At 46.9% G+C, this 22,311-nt stretch carries 13 protein-coding genes, 3 tRNA genes, 4 rRNA genes and 1 riboswitch; of the genes, 4 read left to right on the forward strand and 16 right to left on the reverse strand.

Features of this window, described 5'->3' with window-relative positions:
- Positions 1 to 127: 127 nt before the first annotated feature.
- The 7 genes from ViNHUV68_RS13510 to ViNHUV68_RS13540 all read right to left on the reverse strand — a co-directional run bounded on the left by ViNHUV68_RS13510 (position 128) and on the right by ViNHUV68_RS13540 (position 7,433).
- Positions 128 to 203 (reverse strand) — tRNA-Val (locus ViNHUV68_RS13510).
- A gap of 43 nt (positions 204 to 246) precedes the next feature.
- A tRNA-Lys gene (locus ViNHUV68_RS13515) sits at positions 247 to 322 on the reverse strand.
- Between the two features lie 2 nt (positions 323 to 324).
- A tRNA-Glu gene (locus ViNHUV68_RS13520) sits at positions 325 to 400 on the reverse strand.
- 89 nt (positions 401 to 489) lie between these two features.
- A 16S ribosomal RNA gene (locus ViNHUV68_RS13525) occupies positions 490 to 2,042 on the reverse strand.
- 430 nt (positions 2,043 to 2,472) lie between these two features.
- Positions 2,473 to 2,589, reverse strand: a 5S ribosomal RNA gene (gene rrf, locus ViNHUV68_RS13530).
- Positions 2,590 to 2,676: 87 nt separating this feature from the next.
- Positions 2,677 to 5,567, reverse strand: a 23S ribosomal RNA gene (locus ViNHUV68_RS13535).
- A 313-nt stretch (positions 5,568 to 5,880) separates the two neighbouring features.
- A 16S ribosomal RNA gene (locus ViNHUV68_RS13540) occupies positions 5,881 to 7,433 on the reverse strand.
- Together the 16S, 23S and 5S rRNA genes with 3 tRNA genes alongside form the textbook arrangement of a ribosomal RNA operon.
- Positions 7,434 to 8,065: 632 nt before the next feature.
- On the opposite strand from ViNHUV68_RS13540, the gene ViNHUV68_RS13545 reads away from it, so the two are divergent.
- Complete coding sequence (locus ViNHUV68_RS13545) at positions 8,066 to 8,530, forward strand: RNA recognition motif domain-containing protein (RefSeq protein ID WP_391088546.1); 465 nt, start codon at positions 8,066 to 8,068, stop codon at positions 8,528 to 8,530.
- On the opposite strand, the gene murI is transcribed toward ViNHUV68_RS13545, so the two are convergent.
- The 3 genes from murI to ViNHUV68_RS13560 are packed head-to-tail and all read right to left on the reverse strand — an operon-like array spanning position 8,496 to position 11,885.
- A complete protein-coding gene (murI, locus tag ViNHUV68_RS13550) occupies positions 8,496 to 9,302 on the reverse strand; it encodes a glutamate racemase (protein WP_391088548.1) in 807 nt (268 codons plus the stop codon). The two genes, ViNHUV68_RS13545 and murI, sit on opposite strands and share 35 nt — an antisense overlap.
- 46 nt (positions 9,303 to 9,348) lie before the next feature.
- Positions 9,349 to 10,020, reverse strand: a complete 672-nt coding sequence (locus tag ViNHUV68_RS13555; RefSeq protein ID WP_391088550.1) for an ATPase — start codon at positions 10,018 to 10,020, stop codon at positions 9,349 to 9,351.
- A gap of 47 nt (positions 10,021 to 10,067) precedes the next feature.
- Positions 10,068 to 11,885 carry a TonB-dependent receptor domain-containing protein gene (locus ViNHUV68_RS13560; protein ID WP_391088551.1) on the reverse strand — a complete coding sequence of 606 codons (1,818 nt, stop codon included), beginning with the start codon at positions 11,883 to 11,885 and terminating at the stop codon, positions 10,068 to 10,070.
- Positions 11,886 to 11,931: 46 nt separating this feature from the next.
- A riboswitch (cobalamin riboswitch) is annotated at positions 11,932 to 12,133 on the reverse strand.
- A gap of 201 nt (positions 12,134 to 12,334) precedes the next feature.
- Between ViNHUV68_RS13560 and trmA the strand changes: the two genes are divergently transcribed.
- The gene (trmA, locus tag ViNHUV68_RS13565; protein WP_391088553.1) at positions 12,335 to 13,444 is read left to right on the forward strand and encodes a tRNA (uridine(54)-C5)-methyltransferase TrmA; all 1,110 of its coding nucleotides are present in this window, start codon (positions 12,335 to 12,337) and stop codon (positions 13,442 to 13,444) included.
- Positions 13,445 to 13,506: 62 nt separating this feature from the next.
- Here the strand turns inward: trmA and ViNHUV68_RS13570 are convergent, their stop codons facing one another.
- Together ViNHUV68_RS13570 and fabR are read right to left on the reverse strand one after the other, a co-directional pair.
- Positions 13,507 to 13,890: a YijD family membrane protein gene (locus ViNHUV68_RS13570; protein ID WP_038175684.1), complete on the reverse strand. Its 384-nt coding sequence runs from the start codon at positions 13,888 to 13,890 to the stop codon at positions 13,507 to 13,509.
- Complete coding sequence (fabR, locus tag ViNHUV68_RS13575) at positions 13,890 to 14,531, reverse strand: HTH-type transcriptional repressor FabR (protein WP_038175685.1); 642 nt, start codon at positions 14,529 to 14,531, stop codon at positions 13,890 to 13,892. The genes ViNHUV68_RS13570 and fabR overlap by 1 nt, the downstream gene beginning before the upstream one ends.
- A 287-nt stretch (positions 14,532 to 14,818) precedes the next feature.
- Here fabR and sthA point away from each other — a divergent pair, with 287 nt between their 5' ends.
- On the forward strand, positions 14,819 to 16,219 hold the full coding sequence (sthA, locus tag ViNHUV68_RS13580) for a Si-specific NAD(P)(+) transhydrogenase (RefSeq protein WP_038175686.1): 1,401 nt from the start codon (positions 14,819 to 14,821) through the stop codon (positions 16,217 to 16,219).
- A gap of 125 nt (positions 16,220 to 16,344) precedes the next feature.
- Here sthA and ViNHUV68_RS13585 read toward each other — a convergent pair whose 3' ends face one another.
- Together ViNHUV68_RS13585 and lexA are read right to left on the reverse strand one after the other, a co-directional pair.
- Positions 16,345 to 17,163, reverse strand: a complete 819-nt coding sequence (locus ViNHUV68_RS13585) for a class I SAM-dependent methyltransferase (protein ID WP_391088556.1) — start codon at positions 17,161 to 17,163, stop codon at positions 16,345 to 16,347.
- A gap of 79 nt (positions 17,164 to 17,242) precedes the next feature.
- Complete coding sequence (lexA, locus tag ViNHUV68_RS13590) at positions 17,243 to 17,863, reverse strand: transcriptional repressor LexA (RefSeq protein ID WP_038175688.1); 621 nt, start codon at positions 17,861 to 17,863, stop codon at positions 17,243 to 17,245.
- 450 nt (positions 17,864 to 18,313) lie between these two features.
- Between lexA and plsB the strand changes: the two genes are divergently transcribed.
- Positions 18,314 to 20,758, forward strand: a complete 2,445-nt coding sequence (gene plsB, locus ViNHUV68_RS13595) for a glycerol-3-phosphate 1-O-acyltransferase PlsB (protein ID WP_391088558.1) — start codon at positions 18,314 to 18,316, stop codon at positions 20,756 to 20,758.
- Between the two features lie 39 nt (positions 20,759 to 20,797).
- On the opposite strand, the gene ubiA is transcribed toward plsB, so the two are convergent.
- Together ubiA and ViNHUV68_RS13605 are read right to left on the reverse strand one after the other, a co-directional pair.
- Positions 20,798 to 21,652, reverse strand: coding sequence for a 4-hydroxybenzoate octaprenyltransferase (gene ubiA, locus ViNHUV68_RS13600; RefSeq protein ID WP_391088560.1), 855 nt, complete (start codon positions 21,650 to 21,652; stop codon positions 20,798 to 20,800).
- Complete coding sequence (locus ViNHUV68_RS13605; RefSeq protein ID WP_038175692.1) at positions 21,639 to 22,193, reverse strand: chorismate lyase; 555 nt, start codon at positions 22,191 to 22,193, stop codon at positions 21,639 to 21,641. Before ViNHUV68_RS13605 ends, ubiA begins: the two co-directional genes overlap by 14 nt.
- Between the last annotated feature and the right edge of the window lie 118 nt (positions 22,194 to 22,311).

The raw sequence follows: 22,311 nt of genomic DNA on the forward strand, positions 1-22,311 counted from the left end.
CATGAGTTCTTTGCTACTGCGTAGCCGAAGAAAACATTTTCTAAAGATTCTTAGACGGTCGAAAATTCTAACCACACCCGTTTTACTGAAGTGGTTTGGAAATTCAAATCCAAAAACATTTAGAGAATGGTGGGCGATACCGGGCTCGAACCAGTGACCCCCTGCTTGTAAGGCAGGTGCTCTCCCAACTGAGCTAATCGCCCACATTGTTTTCTTACCTAAAGTAAGCATTTCCGCGGGAGGAAATGGTGGGTCGTGCAGGATTCGAACCTGCGACCAATTGATTAAAAGTCAACTGCTCTACCAACTGAGCTAACGACCCAATGGTATCCCGTAGGGGAGTCGAACCCCTGTTACCGCCGTGAAAGGGCGGTGTCCTAGGCCTCTAGACGAACGGGACACTAAGTTGAACACCTTGGGGGGTGCTCTATCTCTTAAACTACATAAACCATCAATCTGTGTGGACACTCATCGTGAGTAATCATCGTATAAGGAGGTGATCCAGCCCCAGGTTCCCCTAGGGCTACCTTGTTACGACTTCACCCCAGTCATGAACCACAAAGTGGTAAGCGTTCTCCCGAAGGTTAAACTACCTACTTCTTTTGCAGCCCACTCCCATGGTGTGACGGGCGGTGTGTACAAGGCCCGGGAACGTATTCACCGTGGCATTCTGATCCACGATTACTAGCGATTCCGACTTCATGGAGTCGAGTTGCAGACTCCAATCCGGACTACGACGCACTTTTTGGGATTCGCTTAACATCGCTGTCTCGCCGCCCTCTGTATGCGCCATTGTAGCACGTGTGTAGCCCTACTCGTAAGGGCCATGATGACTTGACGTCGTCCCCACCTTCCTCCGGTTTATCACCGGCAGTCTCCCTGGAGTTCCCGACATTACTCGCTGGCAAACAAGGATAAGGGTTGCGCTCGTTGCGGGACTTAACCCAACATTTCACAACACGAGCTGACGACAGCCATGCAGCACCTGTCTTACAGTTCCCGAAGGCACACCTGCGTCTCCGCTGGCTTCTGTAGATGTCAAGAGTAGGTAAGGTTCTTCGCGTTGCATCGAATTAAACCACATGCTCCACCGCTTGTGCGGGCCCCCGTCAATTCATTTGAGTTTTAATCTTGCGACCGTACTCCCCAGGCGGTCTACTTAACGCGTTAGCTCCGAAAGCCACGGCTCAAGGCCACAACCTCCAAGTAGACATCGTTTACGGCGTGGACTACCAGGGTATCTAATCCTGTTTGCTCCCCACGCTTTCGCATCTGAGTGTCAGTATCTGTCCAGGGGGCCGCCTTCGCCACTGGTATTCCTTCAGATCTCTACGCATTTCACCGCTACACCTGAAATTCTACCCCCCTCTACAGTACTCTAGTCCGCCAGTTTCAAATGCTATTCCGAGGTTGAGCCCCGGGCTTTCACATCTGACTTAACGAACCACCTGCATGCGCTTTACGCCCAGTAATTCCGATTAACGCTCGCACCCTCCGTATTACCGCGGCTGCTGGCACGGAGTTAGCCGGTGCTTCTTCTGTCGCTAACGTCAAAGAATACCGCTATTAACGATACCCCCTTCCTCACGACTGAAAGTACTTTACAACCCGAAGGCCTTCTTCATACACGCGGCATGGCTGCATCAGGCTTGCGCCCATTGTGCAATATTCCCCACTGCTGCCTCCCGTAGGAGTCTGGACCGTGTCTCAGTTCCAGTGTGGCTGATCATCCTCTCAGACCAGCTAGGGATCGTCGCCTTGGTGAGCCATTACCTCACCAACTAGCTAATCCCACCTGGGCATATCCTGACGCGAGAGGCCCGAAGGTCCCCCTCTTTGGCCCGTAGGCATCATGCGGTATTAGCCATCGTTTCCAATGGTTATCCCCCACATCAGGGCAATTTCCCAGGCATTACTCACCCGTCCGCCGCTCGACGCCCAACAAATCACCCGAAGGGTCAATGTTGTCGTTTCCGCTCGACTTGCATGTGTTAGGCCTGCCGCCAGCGTTCAATCTGAGCCATGATCAAACTCTTCAATTTAAGTTTTTTCGGCTCAATGAATACTGACTTCAAAACTGCGCTTACTCGAAAGTAAACGGTAATTTTAAAGCTATTATCATTCCAACAGAATGATAATGAATTGACTGTGCCAAATAGCTACAAGTAGCTATTCGTATTGGTCACTCAGTTCATTGAACCCAATGTGTTTCCGAAGAAACGGTCATTGCCTAAGCAACAACCTATTGGATTATCATCAACGAGTGCCCACACAGATTGATAGGTTTATATTGTTAAAGAGCGTTGCTTTTCAAGGCCTTAACCTCTCAAGCGGATGCGTATAATACGCCATTGACTCTGTAAGTCAACATAAAACTCTAAAATAATTTAGAACTTTATGGTGACTTGCTTAGTAAATAAGCAAAGTCGCTATTTTGTCTTCACCTTTATAAAAGGCAAACACTAAATTAAAGCCTGGCGATGTCCTACTCTCACATGGGGAGACCCCACACTACCATCGGCGCTAATTCGTTTCACTTCTGAGTTCGGCATGGAAATCAGGTGGGTCCAAATCGCTATGGTCGCCAAGCAAATTCTTAAAATTCGGAAAGCTGTAAAAGTTCGTCACACATTCAATATTCTTGCTTTGAGTCCATCAAAACCCTTTGGGTGTTGTATGGTTAAGCCTCACGGGCAATTAGTACAGGTTAGCTCAATGCCTCGCAGCACTTACACACCCTGCCTATCAACGTTCTAGTCTTGAACAACCCTTTAGGACACTTAAAGTGCCAGGGAAGACTCATCTCAGGGCTCGCTTCGCGCTTAGATGCTTTCAGCGCTTATCGATTCCGAACTTAGCTACCGGGCAATGCCACTGGCGTGACAACCCGAACACCAGAGGTTCGTCCACTCCGGTCCTCTCGTACTAGGAGCAGCCCCCTTCAATCTTCCAACGCCCACGGCAGATAGGGACCGAACTGTCTCACGACGTTCTAAACCCAGCTCGCGTACCACTTTAAATGGCGAACAGCCATACCCTTGGGACCGACTTCAGCCCCAGGATGTGATGAGCCGACATCGAGGTGCCAAACACCGCCGTCGATATGAACTCTTGGGCGGTATCAGCCTGTTATCCCCGGAGTACCTTTTATCCGTTGAGCGATGGCCCTTCCATTCAGAACCACCGGATCACTATGACCTGCTTTCGCACCTGCTCGAATTGTCATTCTCGCAGTCAAGCGGGCTTATGCCATTGCACTAACCACACGATGTCCAACCGTGTTTAGCCCACCTTCGTGCTCCTCCGTTACTCTTTGGGAGGAGACCGCCCCAGTCAAACTACCCACCAGGCACTGTCCTCACCCCAGATAATGGGGCTAAGTTAGAACATCAACACTACAAGGGTGGTATTTCAAGGTTGACTCCACCGATACTGGCGTACCGGTTTCAAAGTCTCCCACCTATCCTACACATGTAGGGTCAATGTTCAGTGCCAAGCTGTAGTAAAGGTTCACGGGGTCTTTCCGTCTAGCCGCGGGTACACTGCATCTTCACAGCGATTTCAATTTCACTGAGTCTCGGGTGGAGACAGCGTGGCCATCATTACGCCATTCGTGCAGGTCGGAACTTACCCGACAAGGAATTTCGCTACCTTAGGACCGTTATAGTTACGGCCGCCGTTTACCGGGGCTTCGATCAAGAGCTTCGACCTAAGTCTAACCCCATCAATTAACCTTCCGGCACCGGGCAGGCGTCACACCGTATACGTCATCTTACGATTTTGCACAGTGCTGTGTTTTTAATAAACAGTTGCAGCCACCTGGTATCTGCGACTCTCAATAGCTCCATCCGCAAGGGACTTCACCGTCAAGAGCGTACCTTCTCCCGAAGTTACGGTACCATTTTGCCTAGTTCCTTCACCCGAGTTCTCTCAAGCGCCTTGGTATTCTCTACCCGACCACCTGTGTCGGTTTGGGGTACGATTCCTTACAATCTGAAGCTTAGAGGCTTTTCCTGGAAGCATGGCATCAATGACTTCACATCCGTAGATGCTCGACATCGTGTCTCAGCGTTATGAAAGTCCGGATTTACCTAAACCTTCCGCCTACGCACTTGAACCTGGACAACCGTCGCCAGGCCCACCTAGCCTTCTCCGTCCCCCCATCGCAATTGTAAGAAGTACGGGAATATTAACCCGTTTCCCATCGACTACGCCTTTCGGCCTCGCCTTAGGAGTCGACTTACCCTGCCCCGATTAACGTTGGACAGGAACCCTTGGTCTTCCGGCGTGGAGGTTTTTCACCCCCATTATCGTTACTCATGTCAGCATTCGCACTTCTGATACCTCCAGCAAACCTTACGATTCACCTTCAACGGCTTACAGAACGCTCCCCTACCCAATACAGTAAACTGTATTGCCGCAGCTTCGGTGTATAGCTTAGCCCCGTTACATCTTCCGCGCAGGCCGACTCGACTAGTGAGCTATTACGCTTTCTTTAAATGATGGCTGCTTCTAAGCCAACATCCTAGCTGTCTAAGCCTTCCCACATCGTTTCCCACTTAGCTATACTTTGGGACCTTAGCTGGCGGTCTGGGTTGTTTCCCTCTCCACGACGGACGTTAGCACCCGCCGTGTGTCTCCCGGATAGTACTTACTGGTATTCGGAGTTTGCAAAGGGTTGGTAAGTCGGGATGACCCCCTAGCCTTAACAGTGCTCTACCCCCAGTAGTATTCGTCCGAGGCTCTACCTAAATAGATTTCGGGGAGAACCAGCTATCTCCAGGTTTGATTGGCCTTTCACCCCTAGCCACAAGTCATCCGCTAATTTTTCAACATTAGTCGGTTCGGTCCTCCAGTTGATGTTACTCAACCTTCAACCTGCCCATGGCTAGATCACCTGGTTTCGGGTCTATATCCAGCAACTCGACGCCCAGTTAAGACTCGATTTCTCTACGGCTCCCCTAGATGGTTAACCTTGCTACTGAATATAAGTCGCTGACCCATTATACAAAAGGTACGCAGTCACCCAACAAAGTGGGCTCCTACTGCTTGTACGTACACGGTTTCAGGTTCTATTTCACTCCCCTCACAGGGGTTCTTTTCGCCTTTCCCTCACGGTACTGGTTCACTATCGGTCAGTCAGTAGTATTTAGCCTTGGAGGATGGTCCCCCCATATTCAGACAGGATATCACGTGTCCCGCCCTACTCGATTTCACTGATTATGATGTGTCGGTTACGGGGCTATCACCCTGTATCGCGAGACTTTCCAGACTCTTCACCTGCATCATTAAAAGCTTAAGGGCTAGTCCAATTTCGCTCGCCGCTACTTTCGGAATCTCGGTTGATTTCTTTTCCTCGGGGTACTTAGATGTTTCAGTTCCCCCGGTTCGCCTCATTAACCTATGTATTCAGTTAATGATACGTGCTTATGCACGTGGGTTTCCCCATTCAGAAATCCCAGACTCAAAAGGTTGTTACTACCTAATCTGGGCTTATCGCAAGTTACTACGTCTTTCATCGCCTCTGACTGCCAAGGCATCCACCGTGTACGCTTAGTCACTTAACCATACAACCCGAAAGGGTCTTTGTTAGCAACCAAAGTTGTCTGCATTTTTATACATGTGCAGACACGATTTTGCCGGACTCAAATATTAAACATCACAACGTATTGTGCTGTTTCCAAGAACACTTGAATGTGTGTTGGTACCTAAATCACCTCTATTTCAAAGTAAGTTAGGATTTGAGAACTTTTATTGAACAACCACCAATCACGGTCGTTGTTCGTCAGCTTTCCAAATTGTTAAAGAGCAATCATAGCTCGAAGCTTGCGCTTCAAAACCATCAATCTGTGTGGACACTCATCGTGAGTAATCATCGTATAAGGAGGTGATCCAGCCCCAGGTTCCCCTAGGGCTACCTTGTTACGACTTCACCCCAGTCATGAACCACAAAGTGGTAAGCGTTCTCCCGAAGGTTAAACTACCTACTTCTTTTGCAGCCCACTCCCATGGTGTGACGGGCGGTGTGTACAAGGCCCGGGAACGTATTCACCGTGGCATTCTGATCCACGATTACTAGCGATTCCGACTTCATGGAGTCGAGTTGCAGACTCCAATCCGGACTACGACGCACTTTTTGGGATTCGCTTAACATCGCTGTCTCGCCGCCCTCTGTATGCGCCATTGTAGCACGTGTGTAGCCCTACTCGTAAGGGCCATGATGACTTGACGTCGTCCCCACCTTCCTCCGGTTTATCACCGGCAGTCTCCCTGGAGTTCCCGACATTACTCGCTGGCAAACAAGGATAAGGGTTGCGCTCGTTGCGGGACTTAACCCAACATTTCACAACACGAGCTGACGACAGCCATGCAGCACCTGTCTTACAGTTCCCGAAGGCACACCTGCGTCTCCGCTGGCTTCTGTAGATGTCAAGAGTAGGTAAGGTTCTTCGCGTTGCATCGAATTAAACCACATGCTCCACCGCTTGTGCGGGCCCCCGTCAATTCATTTGAGTTTTAATCTTGCGACCGTACTCCCCAGGCGGTCTACTTAACGCGTTAGCTCCGAAAGCCACGGCTCAAGGCCACAACCTCCAAGTAGACATCGTTTACGGCGTGGACTACCAGGGTATCTAATCCTGTTTGCTCCCCACGCTTTCGCATCTGAGTGTCAGTATCTGTCCAGGGGGCCGCCTTCGCCACTGGTATTCCTTCAGATCTCTACGCATTTCACCGCTACACCTGAAATTCTACCCCCCTCTACAGTACTCTAGTCCGCCAGTTTCAAATGCTATTCCGAGGTTGAGCCCCGGGCTTTCACATCTGACTTAACGAACCACCTGCATGCGCTTTACGCCCAGTAATTCCGATTAACGCTCGCACCCTCCGTATTACCGCGGCTGCTGGCACGGAGTTAGCCGGTGCTTCTTCTGTCGCTAACGTCAAAGAATACCGCTATTAACGATACCCCCTTCCTCACGACTGAAAGTACTTTACAACCCGAAGGCCTTCTTCATACACGCGGCATGGCTGCATCAGGCTTGCGCCCATTGTGCAATATTCCCCACTGCTGCCTCCCGTAGGAGTCTGGACCGTGTCTCAGTTCCAGTGTGGCTGATCATCCTCTCAGACCAGCTAGGGATCGTCGCCTTGGTGAGCCATTACCTCACCAACTAGCTAATCCCACCTGGGCATATCCTGACGCGAGAGGCCCGAAGGTCCCCCTCTTTGGCCCGTAGGCATCATGCGGTATTAGCCATCGTTTCCAATGGTTATCCCCCACATCAGGGCAATTTCCCAGGCATTACTCACCCGTCCGCCGCTCGACGCCCAACAAATCACCCGAAGGGTCAATGTTGTCGTTTCCGCTCGACTTGCATGTGTTAGGCCTGCCGCCAGCGTTCAATCTGAGCCATGATCAAACTCTTCAATTTAAGTTTTTTCGGCTCAATGAATACTGACTTCAAAACTGCGCTTACTCGAAAGTAAACGGTAATTTTAAAGCTATTATCATTCCAACAGAATGATAATGAATTGACTGTGCCAAATAGCTACACGTAGCTATTCGTATTGGTCACTCAGTTCATTGAACCCAATGTGTTTCCGAAGAAACGGTCATTGCCTAAGCAATAACCTATTGGATTATCATCAACGAGTGCCCACACAGATTGATAGGTTTATATTGTTAAAGAGCATTTTCTAACTTTCGTTGCGCTCAGCGCTTCGTCGTTAGGGGTGCGAATCTTACGCTTCCCGTGTTGAGAGTCAAGAACTTTTTGATAATTTCTTTTCTCTCATTTTCCAACTCGCTGTGTGACTTCCGTCTCACTCCGTGTCGGTGAGGCGGCATTATAGGGAGGTATGAGAGGATGACAAGCGTTTTTTTAAATTAATTTTTCGTTTGGTTAAAAAGAAATCAAAACACTGAAAATAGAATAAAATTTCAACATTTGAGTCATGTCACATCAATGCGTTGGAAAAACATCAACCATATACGTAATATCGCTGTGTCTATTTTGTTAATGTAGACCTATTTTTTCTTAAACCTAAAAAGTTGTATTCCAGTATGAATTCAAACAAATCGACCTTATTGATTGTTGCCTTAGCCGTTTTGGGTGCAATCATCTTTTCGCAGGTAGCGGTTTCACCCGCTTTAAGCTTTGTTGTAGGTGTTGTTGCCTCTACTTTTATCTTTAAACTTTCTACTACCGACAGCGAAGCAAAAGAAGAAGACGACGATCAAGCCAGCGACACTTCAACCAAAACCCTTTATGTCGGTAATCTGCCGTATAAAGCCAACGAATCACATGTTAAGGATCTCTTTGCTAAGCATGGGGAAGTTTTTGCCGTACGCTTAATGAAAGATAAGCGCACTGGTAAAAGAAGAGGTTTTGGCTTTGTTGTGATGGCTGCAACCGATGTCCCAACCGCTATCGATGCGCTTAACGAGCAGGATTACATGCAGCGTACATTAAAAGTACGTGTCGCTAACGATCCTAAATCTCAAGCGGATAGTATTGAACAGGACTAAAACCGAACGCCTTTAAAGCCTTATTCAACGCTTCCTCTTGCCAAGGGGGAGCGGTTGAAAAGATGTCACGACTGCCTTTTTTACTCTCATTATTGTTCAGCACTAAATCGTCCAGCGCTAACAGGCCTTCTACTCGACGTGCAATCGCCTCTCCCGAATCGATCAATTGAACCTGTTCACTCAACACAGCTTGAATCTCGGTTTTAATCAACGGAAAGTGGGTGCAGCCCAGAACCGCCACATCTATCTTATTGGCAATCGGCATTAAGATTTGCTTAAGTTCCTCTAGATCAATGCTTTCACCACGCAGTTTTTCTTCCGCAATATCCACTAGTCTTGTAGAGCCCAGCAGTTTCACAGGCTTACTTTGCGAAAAATTGCGAATCAGGTCGTGCGTATAAGGACGAGTGATAGTCGCAGGTGTTGCAATCAGACCAACCGCTTTATTCGCCATATTAGAAGCTGGCTTTATCGCAGGTACAACTCCCACCACAGGAATAGACAGTTTGGCCCGCAAAGTAGGTAGAACAATGGTACTTGCGGTATTACAAGCGATCACAACCAAGTCGACGTGATACTGCTCAACCATTGAGGTGATTAACGTATCAACCCGAGCTATTAAGGTATGACGATCCAGTTCTCCATATGGATAGGCTTGATTGTCAAAGATATAGAGGTAATCAAGTTGAGGCAGCTTAGTCTCTATTTCTTGATAAACTGAAAGGCCACCAACGCCAGAGTCAAAGATAAGAATTTTTGCTTGTTGGGACACCGGGTTCGCTCGTTTGTTTTCGACTTGGCAATAATACTCGCTGCGCTTAATTTGGCAATATCTTCGCATGATAGCGCTGATGGCTAAAACGTTCACCAACGTCGATTTGAGTTGGAGACAATTCAAGCTGGCCGCGATAACTGCGCGTTTTGGTCACCAAAGTATGAAACTCTCCATTTTCACCACAAGGATCGATACCTTGAGGCAAACTGGCAATAAAGTCACTGTTATACCAGCGGCCACAATATTGCCGACTCAATGCATGGCCATCAACTGTGACCACCAATGTTTTAATTTGTCGTAACATAATTTCACTGGCAAGTGCCGAGCTGCTTTCACCTAATAATGGAAAAACACACTCCCACCCCGCAGGTTCGATGTAACTTCGGCGATACGCTTCAATGCCATTACAAAACATATCACCAAAGGCCACCGCATCGATTGATAAGCCACACTGCTTTAGCGCCGTAACAATAGTGGTTTGATAAACTTCGTTACTTGGAAATACTTGTGGCAGTTCTATTTTAACTAAGGGTAGGTTTAACAGCGCGGCCTGCATTTCGACAACCTTCATTGGTGTTGCCTGAAAGGGCACTTCATTACTGACGTAAGTAGTATAGAGCCCTATCACTTGATAATCAGAACTCTCGATTAACCTTTCAAGGGTCAATGTCGAGTCTTTACCACTCGACCAACTGATGATGACTTTCTTTTTCATAGGCGATATATAGATAAGTAAAAACCGCCCGAAGGCGGTTTAAGTGATTAGAATTGGTAAGTTAGGTTTGCGAAAAATCTGCGCTCCGGCGCTTTATAGCCGAGCGTAGTCTCATACTTCTCGTCAATAAGGTTATCGATGCGGCCTCTCACAACTAATTCAGGAGAAATCCAATAACCAACGGATACATCCCACAAGCTAATTGAAGGCAGTATATTATCTGCAGAGTACGTTTCGTTTGGATTACCTAAGCGCTCGCCGGTATACGTGTAGGTCAAGTTGAAATCAAGCGCTTCATACGATACATCCATCAGCCATTTATAATTTTCATCAGCACGCTTAGCTAACTTATTACCTTTAGAGTCATTGTGATCTTTAAACTCAGCAACCACCGTGTGATGAATGAATAGCGTTTCAAACTGAGCGGTTATCTCTAGACCTCTTAGTTTGGCATCAACATTTTGCGGGTACCATGGCGAACCTTGATACCAAATAATTAGGTTATCAACTTCATTGTCATAAGCGGTCACGTCAAGCTCAAAAAGATCAAAGTTACCGACATAACCAATCTCTCGATTAAGAGCTTCTTCCGGCTTTAAGTCCGAATTGTAGGTTAAGTCAGAGTAACTTGGCGCCTTGAATGCCGTACCCGCCGCGGCACGTACTGAGTGAATGTCATTAATGCTATAGCGTGCACCTAAAGACCAAGTGGTGTAGTTGTCGTAGGTATCGTGCTTATCGTTTCGAACACTACCTGATAGCTGTACAGAACCAACGTGAGCATCCGCAGACACATAAAGTCCTGTCGTATCGCGAGACTCGCCGGCCAGCGCATCTGCAAAACCATATGATAACGCGCCTTCATTGAGTTTTTCTCTACGCCAATCAGCTCCGGCACCAAGAGCAATGACTTCGTTTAGTTGGTAAAGATTTAGAAATTGAAGCGTTGTTAGATCAATCTCTTTTTTCGTGCCAGCGTTATCCTTGCCTTCAACTTGAGAGTAATCTAAATTGTCGATAGCTTGTTGGTTAGCTCTAAAGACCGAGTTCAGCAAGTCTCCTTGGTACTCTAATTCAGCAGTTACGCTGAGATTTTCAGAATAACCAAATTTCTTACCGCCTGAGTCATACTCTGTCAAACTGTCAAACCAACGTAAAGAAGCCTTACCGAGTAGCTTATCTGTTATCGGTTGTGAGTATGATGCAAATAAGTTCTTACTCTCGTAGCCATAGTCTAGGCCTGTTGCAGGGGTTTTAATATCATAACCCTCAGTCTCTTCAAAACCACCGGCCAACTTCAAGCTTCCACCGTTGCTTAGTTTGGCGGTATTAGAGAAGCTCGCTTCTTTTTGCGCATCACTTCCTGCTCCAAGTGAGACATAGGTTGATTCACGACTATCACCAGACGCGGTAATCACATTAATCACGCCAGCGACAGCATCTGAACCATATAAAGCACCACCAGAGCCGCGAATGACCTCTACACGCTCAATAATTCCAACTGGAATATGATTAAATTTGATACCACCAGCCGCCGTGTCAATACGAACACCGTCGACTAAGAATAAAACCTGGTCACTATTGTAGCCACGCATAAATACCGATGCACTGTGGCCACGACCACCCGTTTGAGAGACTTCTATGCCTGGGATACGTTTAAAAATATCAACGAGTGATTTCGCTTGGATTGCGTCAATTTCTTGCTTTGATATGATCGTGGTCGAAGCAATCACATCCTGTAGCGGTTGTTCAAAACGGTTAGCGGTAACGACGATAGTTTCGTCAGCAGAGATTTCTTGAGCAGATGAATAAGAGGCGTGCGTCAACAGCGATGCCACGGCTATCGCTAAAATAGATCGGTTCATTATTTAATCCTAAATCGCGTAAGTCCTACTGAGTCGGAAAGCATTCCATTGTGACTCAGGCGCTGGCAGGTATTCGGACTTAAGAGCTTGGCTATGCCACCTACTTGCTCGACTTCCCACATCAATCTCTATGCAGTGTCATTTGAGCGTTCGTTCTCTTTTACCGCTGCGCGTCAGTTCTGGATTTACACCAGATTCCCTTTTGGCCGTCTATACATCTAAACAGCACCAGCTTGGCGATGATGTTATTAAGCAATTGATAGTTTGTCCAGCCAATATTGAACGGAACTATAAATTAACGCCTAATTCGTGGTCAGCCAACACAGGTTTTACACGCTATATTTTGTTGATTAGGCGCTCAATGCTGGACATCACGCTGAGATTGAATAAAATCTGCGCTCTCAAATACAACACACCCTCCACAGGTACAAATACCAAAGGTAATGATCATGGCGACTCTGGACGTAAACCCGCAACGCTACCAAGAACAACTGGCTGAAAAGGTCGAGCGTCTCAATGAGATGTTTGCCGCTTACAATGTACCTGAATTGGAAGTGTTTGAATCACCAGAACAAAACTACCGCATGCGTGCTGAGTTTCGTATTTGGCATGAAGGTGAAGACCTTTATTACATCATGTTCAATCAACAAACCCGTGAGAAATATCGAGTTGACCAGTTCCCAGCGGCAAGTCGCCTGATCAACGACCTTATGCCTCTACTCATTGATGCCATCAAGGACAACGACTCTCTACGCCGTAAACTATTTCAAGTGGATTTCTTATCAACATTAAGCGGCGAGATTTTGGTTTCGCTGCTTTACCACCGTCAACTTGATGATGAGTGGACACAAAACGCCAAAGCACTCAAACAACGCCTTAACGATGAAGGGTTTAACCTGAATCTTATTGGCCGCGCGCGTAAGATGAAAGTCGTCCTCGATCGAGATTACGTCATCGAGAAACTGGATGTAAACGGCAAGCCTTATGTCTACCAACAAGTTGAGAACAGTTTTACTCAACCTAACGGTAAGGTCGCAGAGAAGATGTTGGAATGGGCGGTTGATTGCACCCAAGATAGCCAAGGTGACTTACTTGAGCTTTACTGCGGTAATGGTAATTTCTCTCTCGCGCTGGCGCAGAACTTTGACCGCGTGCTCGCCACAGAACTCGCGAAGCCTTCTGTGGTTTCTGCACAATATAACATTGCAGCGAATAAGATTGATAACGTGCAAATTTTGCGCTTGTCGGCTGAAGAGTTTACTGAAGCAATTGAAGGAAAACGTGAGTTTCGCCGTCTAAAAGAAGCGGGCGTTGACTTAAACAGCTACAACTGCCATACCATTTTTGTCGATCCCCCACGCTCAGGGATGGACATCGATACCTGCAAAATGGTGCAAGGTTACCAGCGCATCATGTACATCTCTTGTAATCCTGAAACGCTCAAAGATAACCTCGATATTCTGAGTCACACTCATAACATCACCCGTTTTGCACTATTCGATCAATTTCCATTTACCCACCATATGGAAGCGGGCGTACTGCTAGAGCGTAAAGTCTAAATATCACTTTGATATAAAAAAACGAGCCATCACGGCTCGTTTTTTTATGGCGTTGATAATGATTACTCTTGAGCTTTTTCTGTGGCAGTCAGAAAACCAAGCTTTTTGGCTACCCATAACAGTAAACCAAGGGTAATAAAGATTGCGAGCATGTTTGATCCTGCCTCAGGATACTGCGCTTTGATAAACGCAGAATGACCAAAAGCACCAACAAAGAAACACGCCAGTCCGACTAAAGGAATATCTTCAGAGACCGGGTTACTTAAATACTCTCGATACAGAGCTTGGACTGACAGAGCCAGCGCAATCAATGGAAAAATAGAGAAAGAGACTTCGCTCATGGTTAACCATGACAGCACTGCATCACCACACATACCAGCGACTAGCGCCAGAACCAGTGTTTTTTTCTCAGAGCCACGATTAACTTGGTTTGTTTCATTCGACATTAATCTATCCCACCTTTTAATCGGTTACGTTCACGTTCTTTGCGATACCAAAACGCCCCTTTGGCGATCATTCGCAACTGCATAATAAGACGCTCAGCGAGTTCATCACGCTCAGGTCTCTCTAAATCTAGCGCTTCAGCACCCGAGCTAAAGACTAACGTCACTGACGCTTCAGCTTGGGTAAAAGCTTCATCGCGCGCCATACCACTACTAATTAAGTATTCGGTCATCTCAGCAACAAAATGCTGCATTTCACGCGCCACAGCATTACGAAATTCAAATGAGGTGCCTGAGCGTTCACGCAATAACAAGCGCAAGACATTGGGACTGCTCTCGATAAATTCCATAAAGGTTTCTACCGACGTGCGTATCACACTGCCCTCTTTTACAATTCGCTGGCGCGCTTGGCGCATCAGTTGGCGTAACAACAAACCACCTTCATCAACCATGGTCAGACCTAACTCGTCCATATCTTTAAAGTGACGATAGAACGAGGTGGGGGCAATGCCCGCTTCGCGTGCAACTTCACGTAGGCTCAAGTTGGAAAAACTGCGATCGGCACTGAGTTGACTAAACGCAGCATCTATCAAAGAACGTCGTGTCTTCTCTTTCTGCTGTGCTCGGATTCCCATGGATTTCATAGCTGTAATTCTGTTTTTTACTTCTAATACCATTAATATACAACGATTGGAGTAACGAGATAAGCCATAATCGTTCGCTTTGATGACCGAATGGCAATTAAATCGAGCTGAGTTGAGAATTCAATCCTTTCGCGACTAATTAGAGACATACAGCATACCCTTTAGCCATTTTGATCTATTCTGCGTGATCTCGCCGACTCTCTAGTGCGCTTATCATTTACGCTGTCAGCGAATCAGTTAAAATCTCGCTACAGCAATGTTAAGAATCTATAACAAGGAAAAGCGCTATGGCGGAGAATAACCACTTTGATGTAATCGTTATTGGTAGTGGCCCCGGAGGTGAAGGGGCAGCGATGGGATTAACCAAAGCGGGATTGAATGTTGCCATTGTGGAAAAAGAGAGCAGCGTCGGTGGCGGTTGTACTCACTGGGGAACGATTCCCTCTAAAGCGTTACGTCATGCCGTTAGCCGTATTATTGAATTCAATAACAACCCGCTGTTTTGCCACAACAACACCAGTTTGCATTCCACCTTTTCCAATATTCTTGGTCATGCAAAATCAGTGACAGATAAGCAAACGCGCTTGCGTCAAGGTTTCTACGATCGTAATCAGTGTTCATTGATCTTTGGTACCGCTCGCTTCACCGATAAGTACACTATCGCCGTGATGCAAAGTGATGGTACCGAAGAGACTTACAGCGCGGATCGCTTTGTGATTGCCACTGGTTCACGCCCGTACCAACCAGCCGATGTCGATTTCACACATCAACGTATTTACGACAGCGACTCGATTTTGAGTCTGAAACATGACCCTCGCCATATCATTATCTACGGAGCCGGGGTTATCGGCTGTGAGTACGCCTCTATCTTCCGCGGGTTAGGTGTCAAAACCGATCTAATTAACACCCGAGATCGACTACTTTCTTTCCTTGATAACGAAGTGTCGGACGCGCTGTCTTATCATTTCTGGAACAGCGGTGTCGTTATTCGCAATGATGAAACGTATCAGAAAATTGAAGCCACAGAAGACGCCGTGATTGTTCACTTAGAGTCAGGCAAGAAAATGCGCGCCGATTGTATTTTGTACGCCAATGGCCGCACTGGTAATACCGATAAGCTTAATCTTGCTGCTGTTGGCCTTGAAGCAGACTCTCGTGGTCAGTTGAAAGTTGACACTAACTATCAAACAGACATTGACCATGTCTACGCCGTCGGTGACGTGATTGGTTATCCAAGTCTTGCAAGCGCCGCCTATGACCAAGGTCGCTTCGTCGCGCAGGCGATTAATAAAGGCCAAGCAGAAGGGCTTTTGATTGATGACATTCCAACGGGTATCTACACCATTCCCGAGATTAGCTCTGTCGGCAAAACCGAGCAGGAGTTAACGGCAGCCAAAGTTCCATATGAAGTTGGGCGCTCTTCGTTCAAGCACCTTGCTCGCGCTCAGATCGCAGGTAAAGATATTGGCAGTTTGAAGATTCTCTTCCACCGCGAAACAAAAGAAATTTTAGGCATCCATTGCTTTGGTGAACGAGCCGCTGAGATCATCCACATCGGCCAGGCGATTATGGAGCAAAAAGGCGAAGCCAATACCATCGAATACTTCGTCAATACGACCTTCAACTATCCAACCATGGCTGAAGCGTATCGCGTCGCTGCGCTCAATGGCCTCAACCGACTGTTTTAATATTCATGTCTTGTTTCAAGCCGGACCCTGTCCGGCTTGTTTGTGTTTAAGTCAATACTGACTGGTTGACTGCGTCACTGATTGAGAAATTAAACGACCCGTTTGTTTGGATCATTACAGTAAGATCACCAACGCAGCTGAACCACGACTGGGGTTAAACGCTGCTTTAGGAACTGGAATTTACTGATCCAACGCTGCCAAAGCTTCCAACGACCGCAATCACGTTCAAGTGGTGAATCCGTTTTAACCCAACGTGCCCAAGGCAAATAACCTAGCATCGCCTCTCCTGGCGAACGATAACCATGTTGATAATGACTGGCTCCCATCTTTTGTCCCAACTTACTCATACACAAATCTCCAGCTAAAACCATACAAATCCGTGCGCTGTCGAAATGACAGCCAAGCGCCTGCACAAACTTGGCGATTTGCTGTTGATTACAATCTAACAAAGCGTGTTCACAAACAATCATGACCGGGCTCTTATCCCCCACCGGTAACTGCGTCAGCCAGCTTAAATCATCAACACTGCCACACAGGTGATGGTAGCGTTCGCTATGATGAAACAGTTTTTTTCGCCACAACAAGTGTTCTGTTACATCCAATTCGAGCCAGTGACAACGGCCATTATCGACCCGGTAGAAACGCGTATCCAACCCTGCCCCAACATTAATGATCCAACCATCGGGATTGCGTTTAATAAAAGCGGATACGTGCTGATCGCATAGACGGGCTAAGGTGACATGAAGTAGTTGCTTCTGGTCAATATCACCAGAGAAGCATTCGGGAGCGAGTTGGCAGCGTTGGCAAGCACGCGCGGCGATCGGATCGTAAACTAGGCCATTGTCGATTAAACTCTCACGACTGCGCAGCCACATAGGTTGGAGCAAATTGACTGGGATTTGATAGCGATGTTGATTGGATTGGGGGTTAGTGGCCATTATCATCTTCCTTCTGTCGCCAGAAGAAGATGATAATGAATATCAGTTACAAAAGCAACAAATGAGAATTGATCTCAATTATTAACTACATCCAGTCGGTATTGCGGATAATGCCGACAGCCAGCCCTTCTATTGCGAGATGCTGGCTAGTAAGATCAACTTTGATCGGTGCAAACTCATCGTTTTCTGCATGCAACAGTACTGTTGAGCCTTTACGCTCAAGACGCTTGACCGTTACGTCGTCGTCGACACGGGCCACCACGACTTGACCATCACGCACATCTTGGGTCTTGTGCACCGCAAGCAAATCGCCATCCATGATGCCGATATCTTTCATACTCTCGCCATTTACACGCAAAAGAAAATCCGCTTGAGGCTTGAACATACCAGGGTCGACCTGATAATGCGTCTCGACGTGCTCTTGCGCTAAAATAGGTTCACCGGCTGCAACTTGGCCAATCAACGGCAGACCTTGATCGTCATTTGCAGCGTCTTGAAGCAAGATACGGATACCACGCGAAGCGCCTGGAATGATCTCAATCGCTTGCTTACGCGCAAGCGCTTTTAAATGCTCTTCTGCTGCATTAGCGGAGCGAAACCCCAATTCTCGAGCAATTTCTGCTCGTGTTGGTGGCATACCTGTCACATCAATTTTGTTCTTGATGAGGTCAAACACTTGTTGCTGGCGGGGCGTTAGCGGCTTCATAAGTCACCTGTCTTTTTATACAGTTGACTGTGAGTATATCCAGTATTTATAAAAATGAAAAGCCAATTGATTGTTTTTTAACAGGAGTGTTAACTGGCTAAGATCATGCGAGCAGAGAGCCGAATGAGTATGACAAACTGTGGTCCGTTTGGGTGCAAGTCATTTTAAAACACGCTTTTAGTCCTTAGCATAAACATCGGGTTACGTTGCTAAGAGGTGTGATCCCCTGTAGGGTTTTCAGTGGCATGTTGCTTTCTATCGGCAATTTATCGAACGACTTTGTTGATGTGAAAATTGACGTTTTCCTAATCAATAATAAGTAAAAGGTTAGACCAGTTTCTGGTATCCTTGCCGGCTATAAAAAATAACGCTTGAGCGTCCCCCACTTCTATAGTTAGAGAAGTGGAAATACGCTTACGCAAACTCGCAAATTTTGAGGCCAAGAACCTTATGTCTTCTGGACGAATGTTATCGTACTCTTTACTGAAACTGCCCATGTCATTGTTAGTAAAAGGGACAACAATTCCTTCAAATCCTATTGAAGATCATAGCATTGATATCAGCAAACCCATTATTTACGCGCTACCATATCGCTCCAATGTCGACTTGCTCGCATTGCAAAAGCAGGTTATCGCATTAGGTCTACCAGACCCCCTCCAGCCTGTTGAGATCAATGGTAAGCAGTTCACTCGCTATGTGTTTACCTCTGCACGACAAACCGTGATAAACAACGACCAAGACGTGCCGAACGAATCGATCACCCTCTTTTCAGATCTACTTGAGCTGCATAAATTTGATTCAGATCTCGATGTGCAAGTGATCCCAACGACGGTGCTATGGGGACGTAAACCGGGTAAAGAGTCTCAGCACAAGCCTTACCTTCAATCGCTTAATGGCCCACAAAAAGCCATGGCGGTTATTGTCTCTGGGCGCGACTGTCTTGTTCGTATCAGCCCTGTGGTCTCACTGCGTTATATGGCTGATTCGCACGGCACCGATACTTCGATTGCCCATAAACTGGCCCGCGTGGCACGTATTCACTTCTCACGTCAGAAGCTCGCAGCATCAGGCCCTAACCTGCCAAGTCGCCAAGCGCTGTTTAAGCGTTTAATGAAATCGCAGGCGATTGAAAAAGTGATCGAAGATGAGGCAAAAGCGAAAAACGTTTCGATTGAAAAAATGCGTAAAGAAGCGCATGCCATTATGGATGAAATCGCCGCAGACTTTTCTTACTCACTGGTAAAAAATGGTGACCGTCTGCTTGGCTGGCTATGGAATCGCATCTATCAAGGCTTGAACATTAACAATGCGGCGACTGTACGTAAACTCGCTCAAGATGGTCACGAGATTGTTTATGTTCCTTGTCACCGTAGTCATATGGACTACCTATTATTGTCTTACGTGCTTTACCATGAAGGTATGGTACCTCCGCACATTGCTGCAGGGATAAACCTTAACTTCTTCCCGGCCGGACCGCTTTTCCGTCGTGGCGGCGCTTTCTTTATTCGTCGCAGCTTTAAGGGCAATAAGCTCTACTCAACTATTTTCCGTGAATACTTAGCCGAATTGTTCGCCAAAGGTTACTCCGTCGAATACTTTAGTGAGGGTGGCCGCTCTCGGACTGGTCGTTTACTGCAAGCCAAAACTGGCATGTTAGCGATGACTATTCAAGCCATGTTGCGCGGATTAAATCGCCCGGTCACCTTAGTACCGGTTTATATTGGTTACGAGCACGTAATGGAAGTCGGGACTTACGCCAAAGAGCTGCGCGGCAAACGCAAAGAGAAAGAGAATGCCAGCCAAGTGCTACGCACCATTCGTAAACTGCGCAACTTCGGCCAAGGCTATGTCAACTTCGGTGAACCGATCCCGTTAAACCAGTACCTTAACGAGCAAGCGCCACAATGGACCAAAGATATCGATCCTATCGGTGGTAGCAAACCACAATGGCTAAACCCTGTGGTCAATTCACTCGCGACCAAGATGATGACGCACATCAATGATGCAGCAGCAACCAACGCGATGACGTTATGTGCAACGGCACTGCTTGCTTCTCGCCAGCGCGCCCTATCTCGTGACAGCTTGGTGAATCAAATCGACTGTTATCTGTCGATTTTGAAAAATGTGCCGTACTCAGAAACTTATACCGTCCCTACTGAGGATGCCAAGGCCTTAGTCAAACATGCTGAGTCACTGGATAAGTTTATTATTGAGACCGACAGTATGGGCGATATTGTCTCACTTGACCGCAGTCAGTCGATTTTGATGACCTATTACCGTAATAACATCATTCATTTGCTAGCGATACCTTCCTTGATTGCGCAGATGCTGGTTCGCCATCAGCAATTATCACTGCAACAGATTCAACGTAATGTCGCGCTAATCTACCCATTTCTTAAGCAAGAGTTGTTTTTAAGCGTGGAACAAAAGAGGCTGGCAGAACTTACTGAAGCGTATATCGAAGAATTGGCGCATCAAGGCCTTGTCACCATTGATGACCAGCACAATGTGGCCATGAACCAAGCCAATAACCAAGTACTGGTATTACTGGGTCGCACCATTACCGAAACTCTGCAACGTTATTCGATTGCGCTAAACCTATTGGTCTCAAGCCCTGATCTGGGTAAGTCTGATTTGGAACAAAAGAGCCAAGATATTGCCCAACGTTTAGGTCGGTTGCACGGTATTAATGCCCCGGAGTTCTTTGATAAAGGCGCCTTCTCGGCCATGTTTGCTACCCTCAAACAAGAGGCGTATCTCGACGGTGACGGAAACTGCGATAGCATCAAGAGTAATGAGCTTGCAAAACTGCTCTACTCAATGCTTTATCCAGAAGTACGCCTGACCATTAAAGAGAGTATCCATCAGGCGACTGACCACACAAAGAAGCATTAAAATAAAAGAACAAAGGGCATCATATCGATGCCCTTTGTTTTACCAGAATGCGATAAATAAGCCGATGGTTATCACCATACCGACATAGTTGTTGTTGAGGAAAGCTCGAAAGCACAACGCTCGTTCGCGATGGCGGATAAGATGTTGCTGAAACACAAACAGCGCACCTGCAATCAGCAAGCTCCAGTAATAGCTTGCGCCCAGTTGATAGTAACTGCCTACCCACATCAGCATAGCCAAAGTGACCAGTTGCAATAAACCAATCACCATCTTGTCATAGCGACCGAATAAAATGGCCGTCGATTTGATACCAATCTTCAAGTCATCATCTCTATCAACCATGGCGTATTGCGTATCGTAGGCAATAGTCCACAGGGCATTGATAGCAAAGATAAACCACACCATTATTGGCACTTCATTGGCTTGCGCAGCCCAGGCCATAGGAATCGACCAGCTAAATGCTAAACCAAGGAACAGTTGCGGCAGATGCGTATAGCGCTTCATAAATGGATAGATAAACGCCAAGAAAAGGCCAACAAATGAGAGCTTGATGGTTAGCGGGTTCATGCTCATAACAAGCAGGAATGAACTCAACGCGAGAAGAAGAAACAGCGCAATCGCCTCTTTGGCACTGACGCGCCCGGAAGGCAAAGGACGTTGCTCGGTACGTTTGACGTGACCATCAACATTACGATCAGCAAAATCGTTAATCACGCACCCAGCGGCACGCATAAAAATCACCCCAAGTGTAAACACGACTAGAACACTAACGTTTGGCATGCCTTGGGCCGAAATGATCAGCGCCCATAAAGTCGGCCACAGCAGTAACAAAGTGCCAATCGGCTTGTCCATACGCATCAATTGCCAATAAGCAACGGCTTTATCCGCGGTCATCGCTCGCATTCTCCTTGGTGTAAATGGGCGCTGTCGGCAAAAACAATTCAGCCACCAGCATAGGTTTGTGATTCATCCATAATCGCGAGCGCCTAGCTAATAGTGTCTGGCCATCAATGTCCACCGCCCCAACTTGCAAAGCGTCGCGTTTAACATTACTGGCACTAAATACGGTTAGCCCTAGCGGTATTTCGCCTTGGTCGGATAGATCAAAGTCTTGTCCTTGCATCGAGCTCTTTGGAATCAAGGTTCGGCCCAATACCCAAGCTTGACCATCGCCTTTTAAGACGACTTTGCGTAACAAACACTGCTCTTGAGTCAGCAAGCTTACTTCTTGGCAATTAAGCTGTTGGCCATCAATGGCTTTGTTATGTAGCAAGTCGACACTCAATACCTGACAGTAAGACTCTAATAAACGTGACAAGGAGCCCTGTTCTAGCAACCAAACCTTCGCACTTGGAGTGGGAAAGCTAAAATGTTTTGGGTCTTGCCATTCAACTTGACGTAAAGCAGATAAATAAAGCGCAGTTGATTGATTCATACTAGTATTCAATAAGTAGCCTTATCATCGTACAATAATAAAGCTTCGAACTCTGATGTTAACCACTAGATAGAGTGCTTAACGCATTTTTATTACAAATAGATGCTCTATTGTAACA

It is taken from the genome of Vibrio sp. NH-UV-68 (assembly GCF_042940635.1).
Lineage (GTDB): Bacteria > Pseudomonadota > Gammaproteobacteria > Enterobacterales > Vibrionaceae > Vibrio > Vibrio pacinii.

Bases quoted from the DNA above. Each gene is read 5' to 3' on its own strand.
- sthA (WP_038175686.1), top strand. From the start codon at position 14,819: ATGGCGGAGAATAACCACTTTGATGTAATCGTTATTGGTAGTGGCCCC.
- fabR (WP_038175685.1), bottom strand. From the start codon at position 14,531: ATGAAATCCATGGGAATCCGAGCACAGCAGAAAGAGAAGACACGACGT.
- ViNHUV68_RS13605 (WP_038175692.1), bottom strand. From the start codon at position 22,193: ATGAATCAATCAACTGCGCTTTATTTATCTGCTTTACGTCAAGTTGAA.
- lexA (WP_038175688.1), bottom strand. From the start codon at position 17,863: ATGAAGCCGCTAACGCCCCGCCAGCAACAAGTGTTTGACCTCATCAAG.
- ViNHUV68_RS13560 (WP_391088551.1), bottom strand. From the start codon at position 11,885: ATGAACCGATCTATTTTAGCGATAGCCGTGGCATCGCTGTTGACGCAC.
- ViNHUV68_RS13545 (WP_391088546.1), top strand. From the start codon at position 8,066: ATGAATTCAAACAAATCGACCTTATTGATTGTTGCCTTAGCCGTTTTG.
- ubiA (WP_391088560.1), bottom strand. From the start codon at position 21,652: ATGACCGCGGATAAAGCCGTTGCTTATTGGCAATTGATGCGTATGGAC.
- plsB (WP_391088558.1), top strand. From the start codon at position 18,314: ATGTCTTCTGGACGAATGTTATCGTACTCTTTACTGAAACTGCCCATG.
- trmA (WP_391088553.1), top strand. From the start codon at position 12,335: ATGGCGACTCTGGACGTAAACCCGCAACGCTACCAAGAACAACTGGCT.
- ViNHUV68_RS13570 (WP_038175684.1), bottom strand. From the start codon at position 13,890: ATGTCGAATGAAACAAACCAAGTTAATCGTGGCTCTGAGAAAAAAACA.
- ViNHUV68_RS13555 (WP_391088550.1), bottom strand. From the start codon at position 10,020: ATGAAAAAGAAAGTCATCATCAGTTGGTCGAGTGGTAAAGACTCGACA.
- ViNHUV68_RS13585 (WP_391088556.1), bottom strand. From the start codon at position 17,163: ATGATAATGGCCACTAACCCCCAATCCAATCAACATCGCTATCAAATC.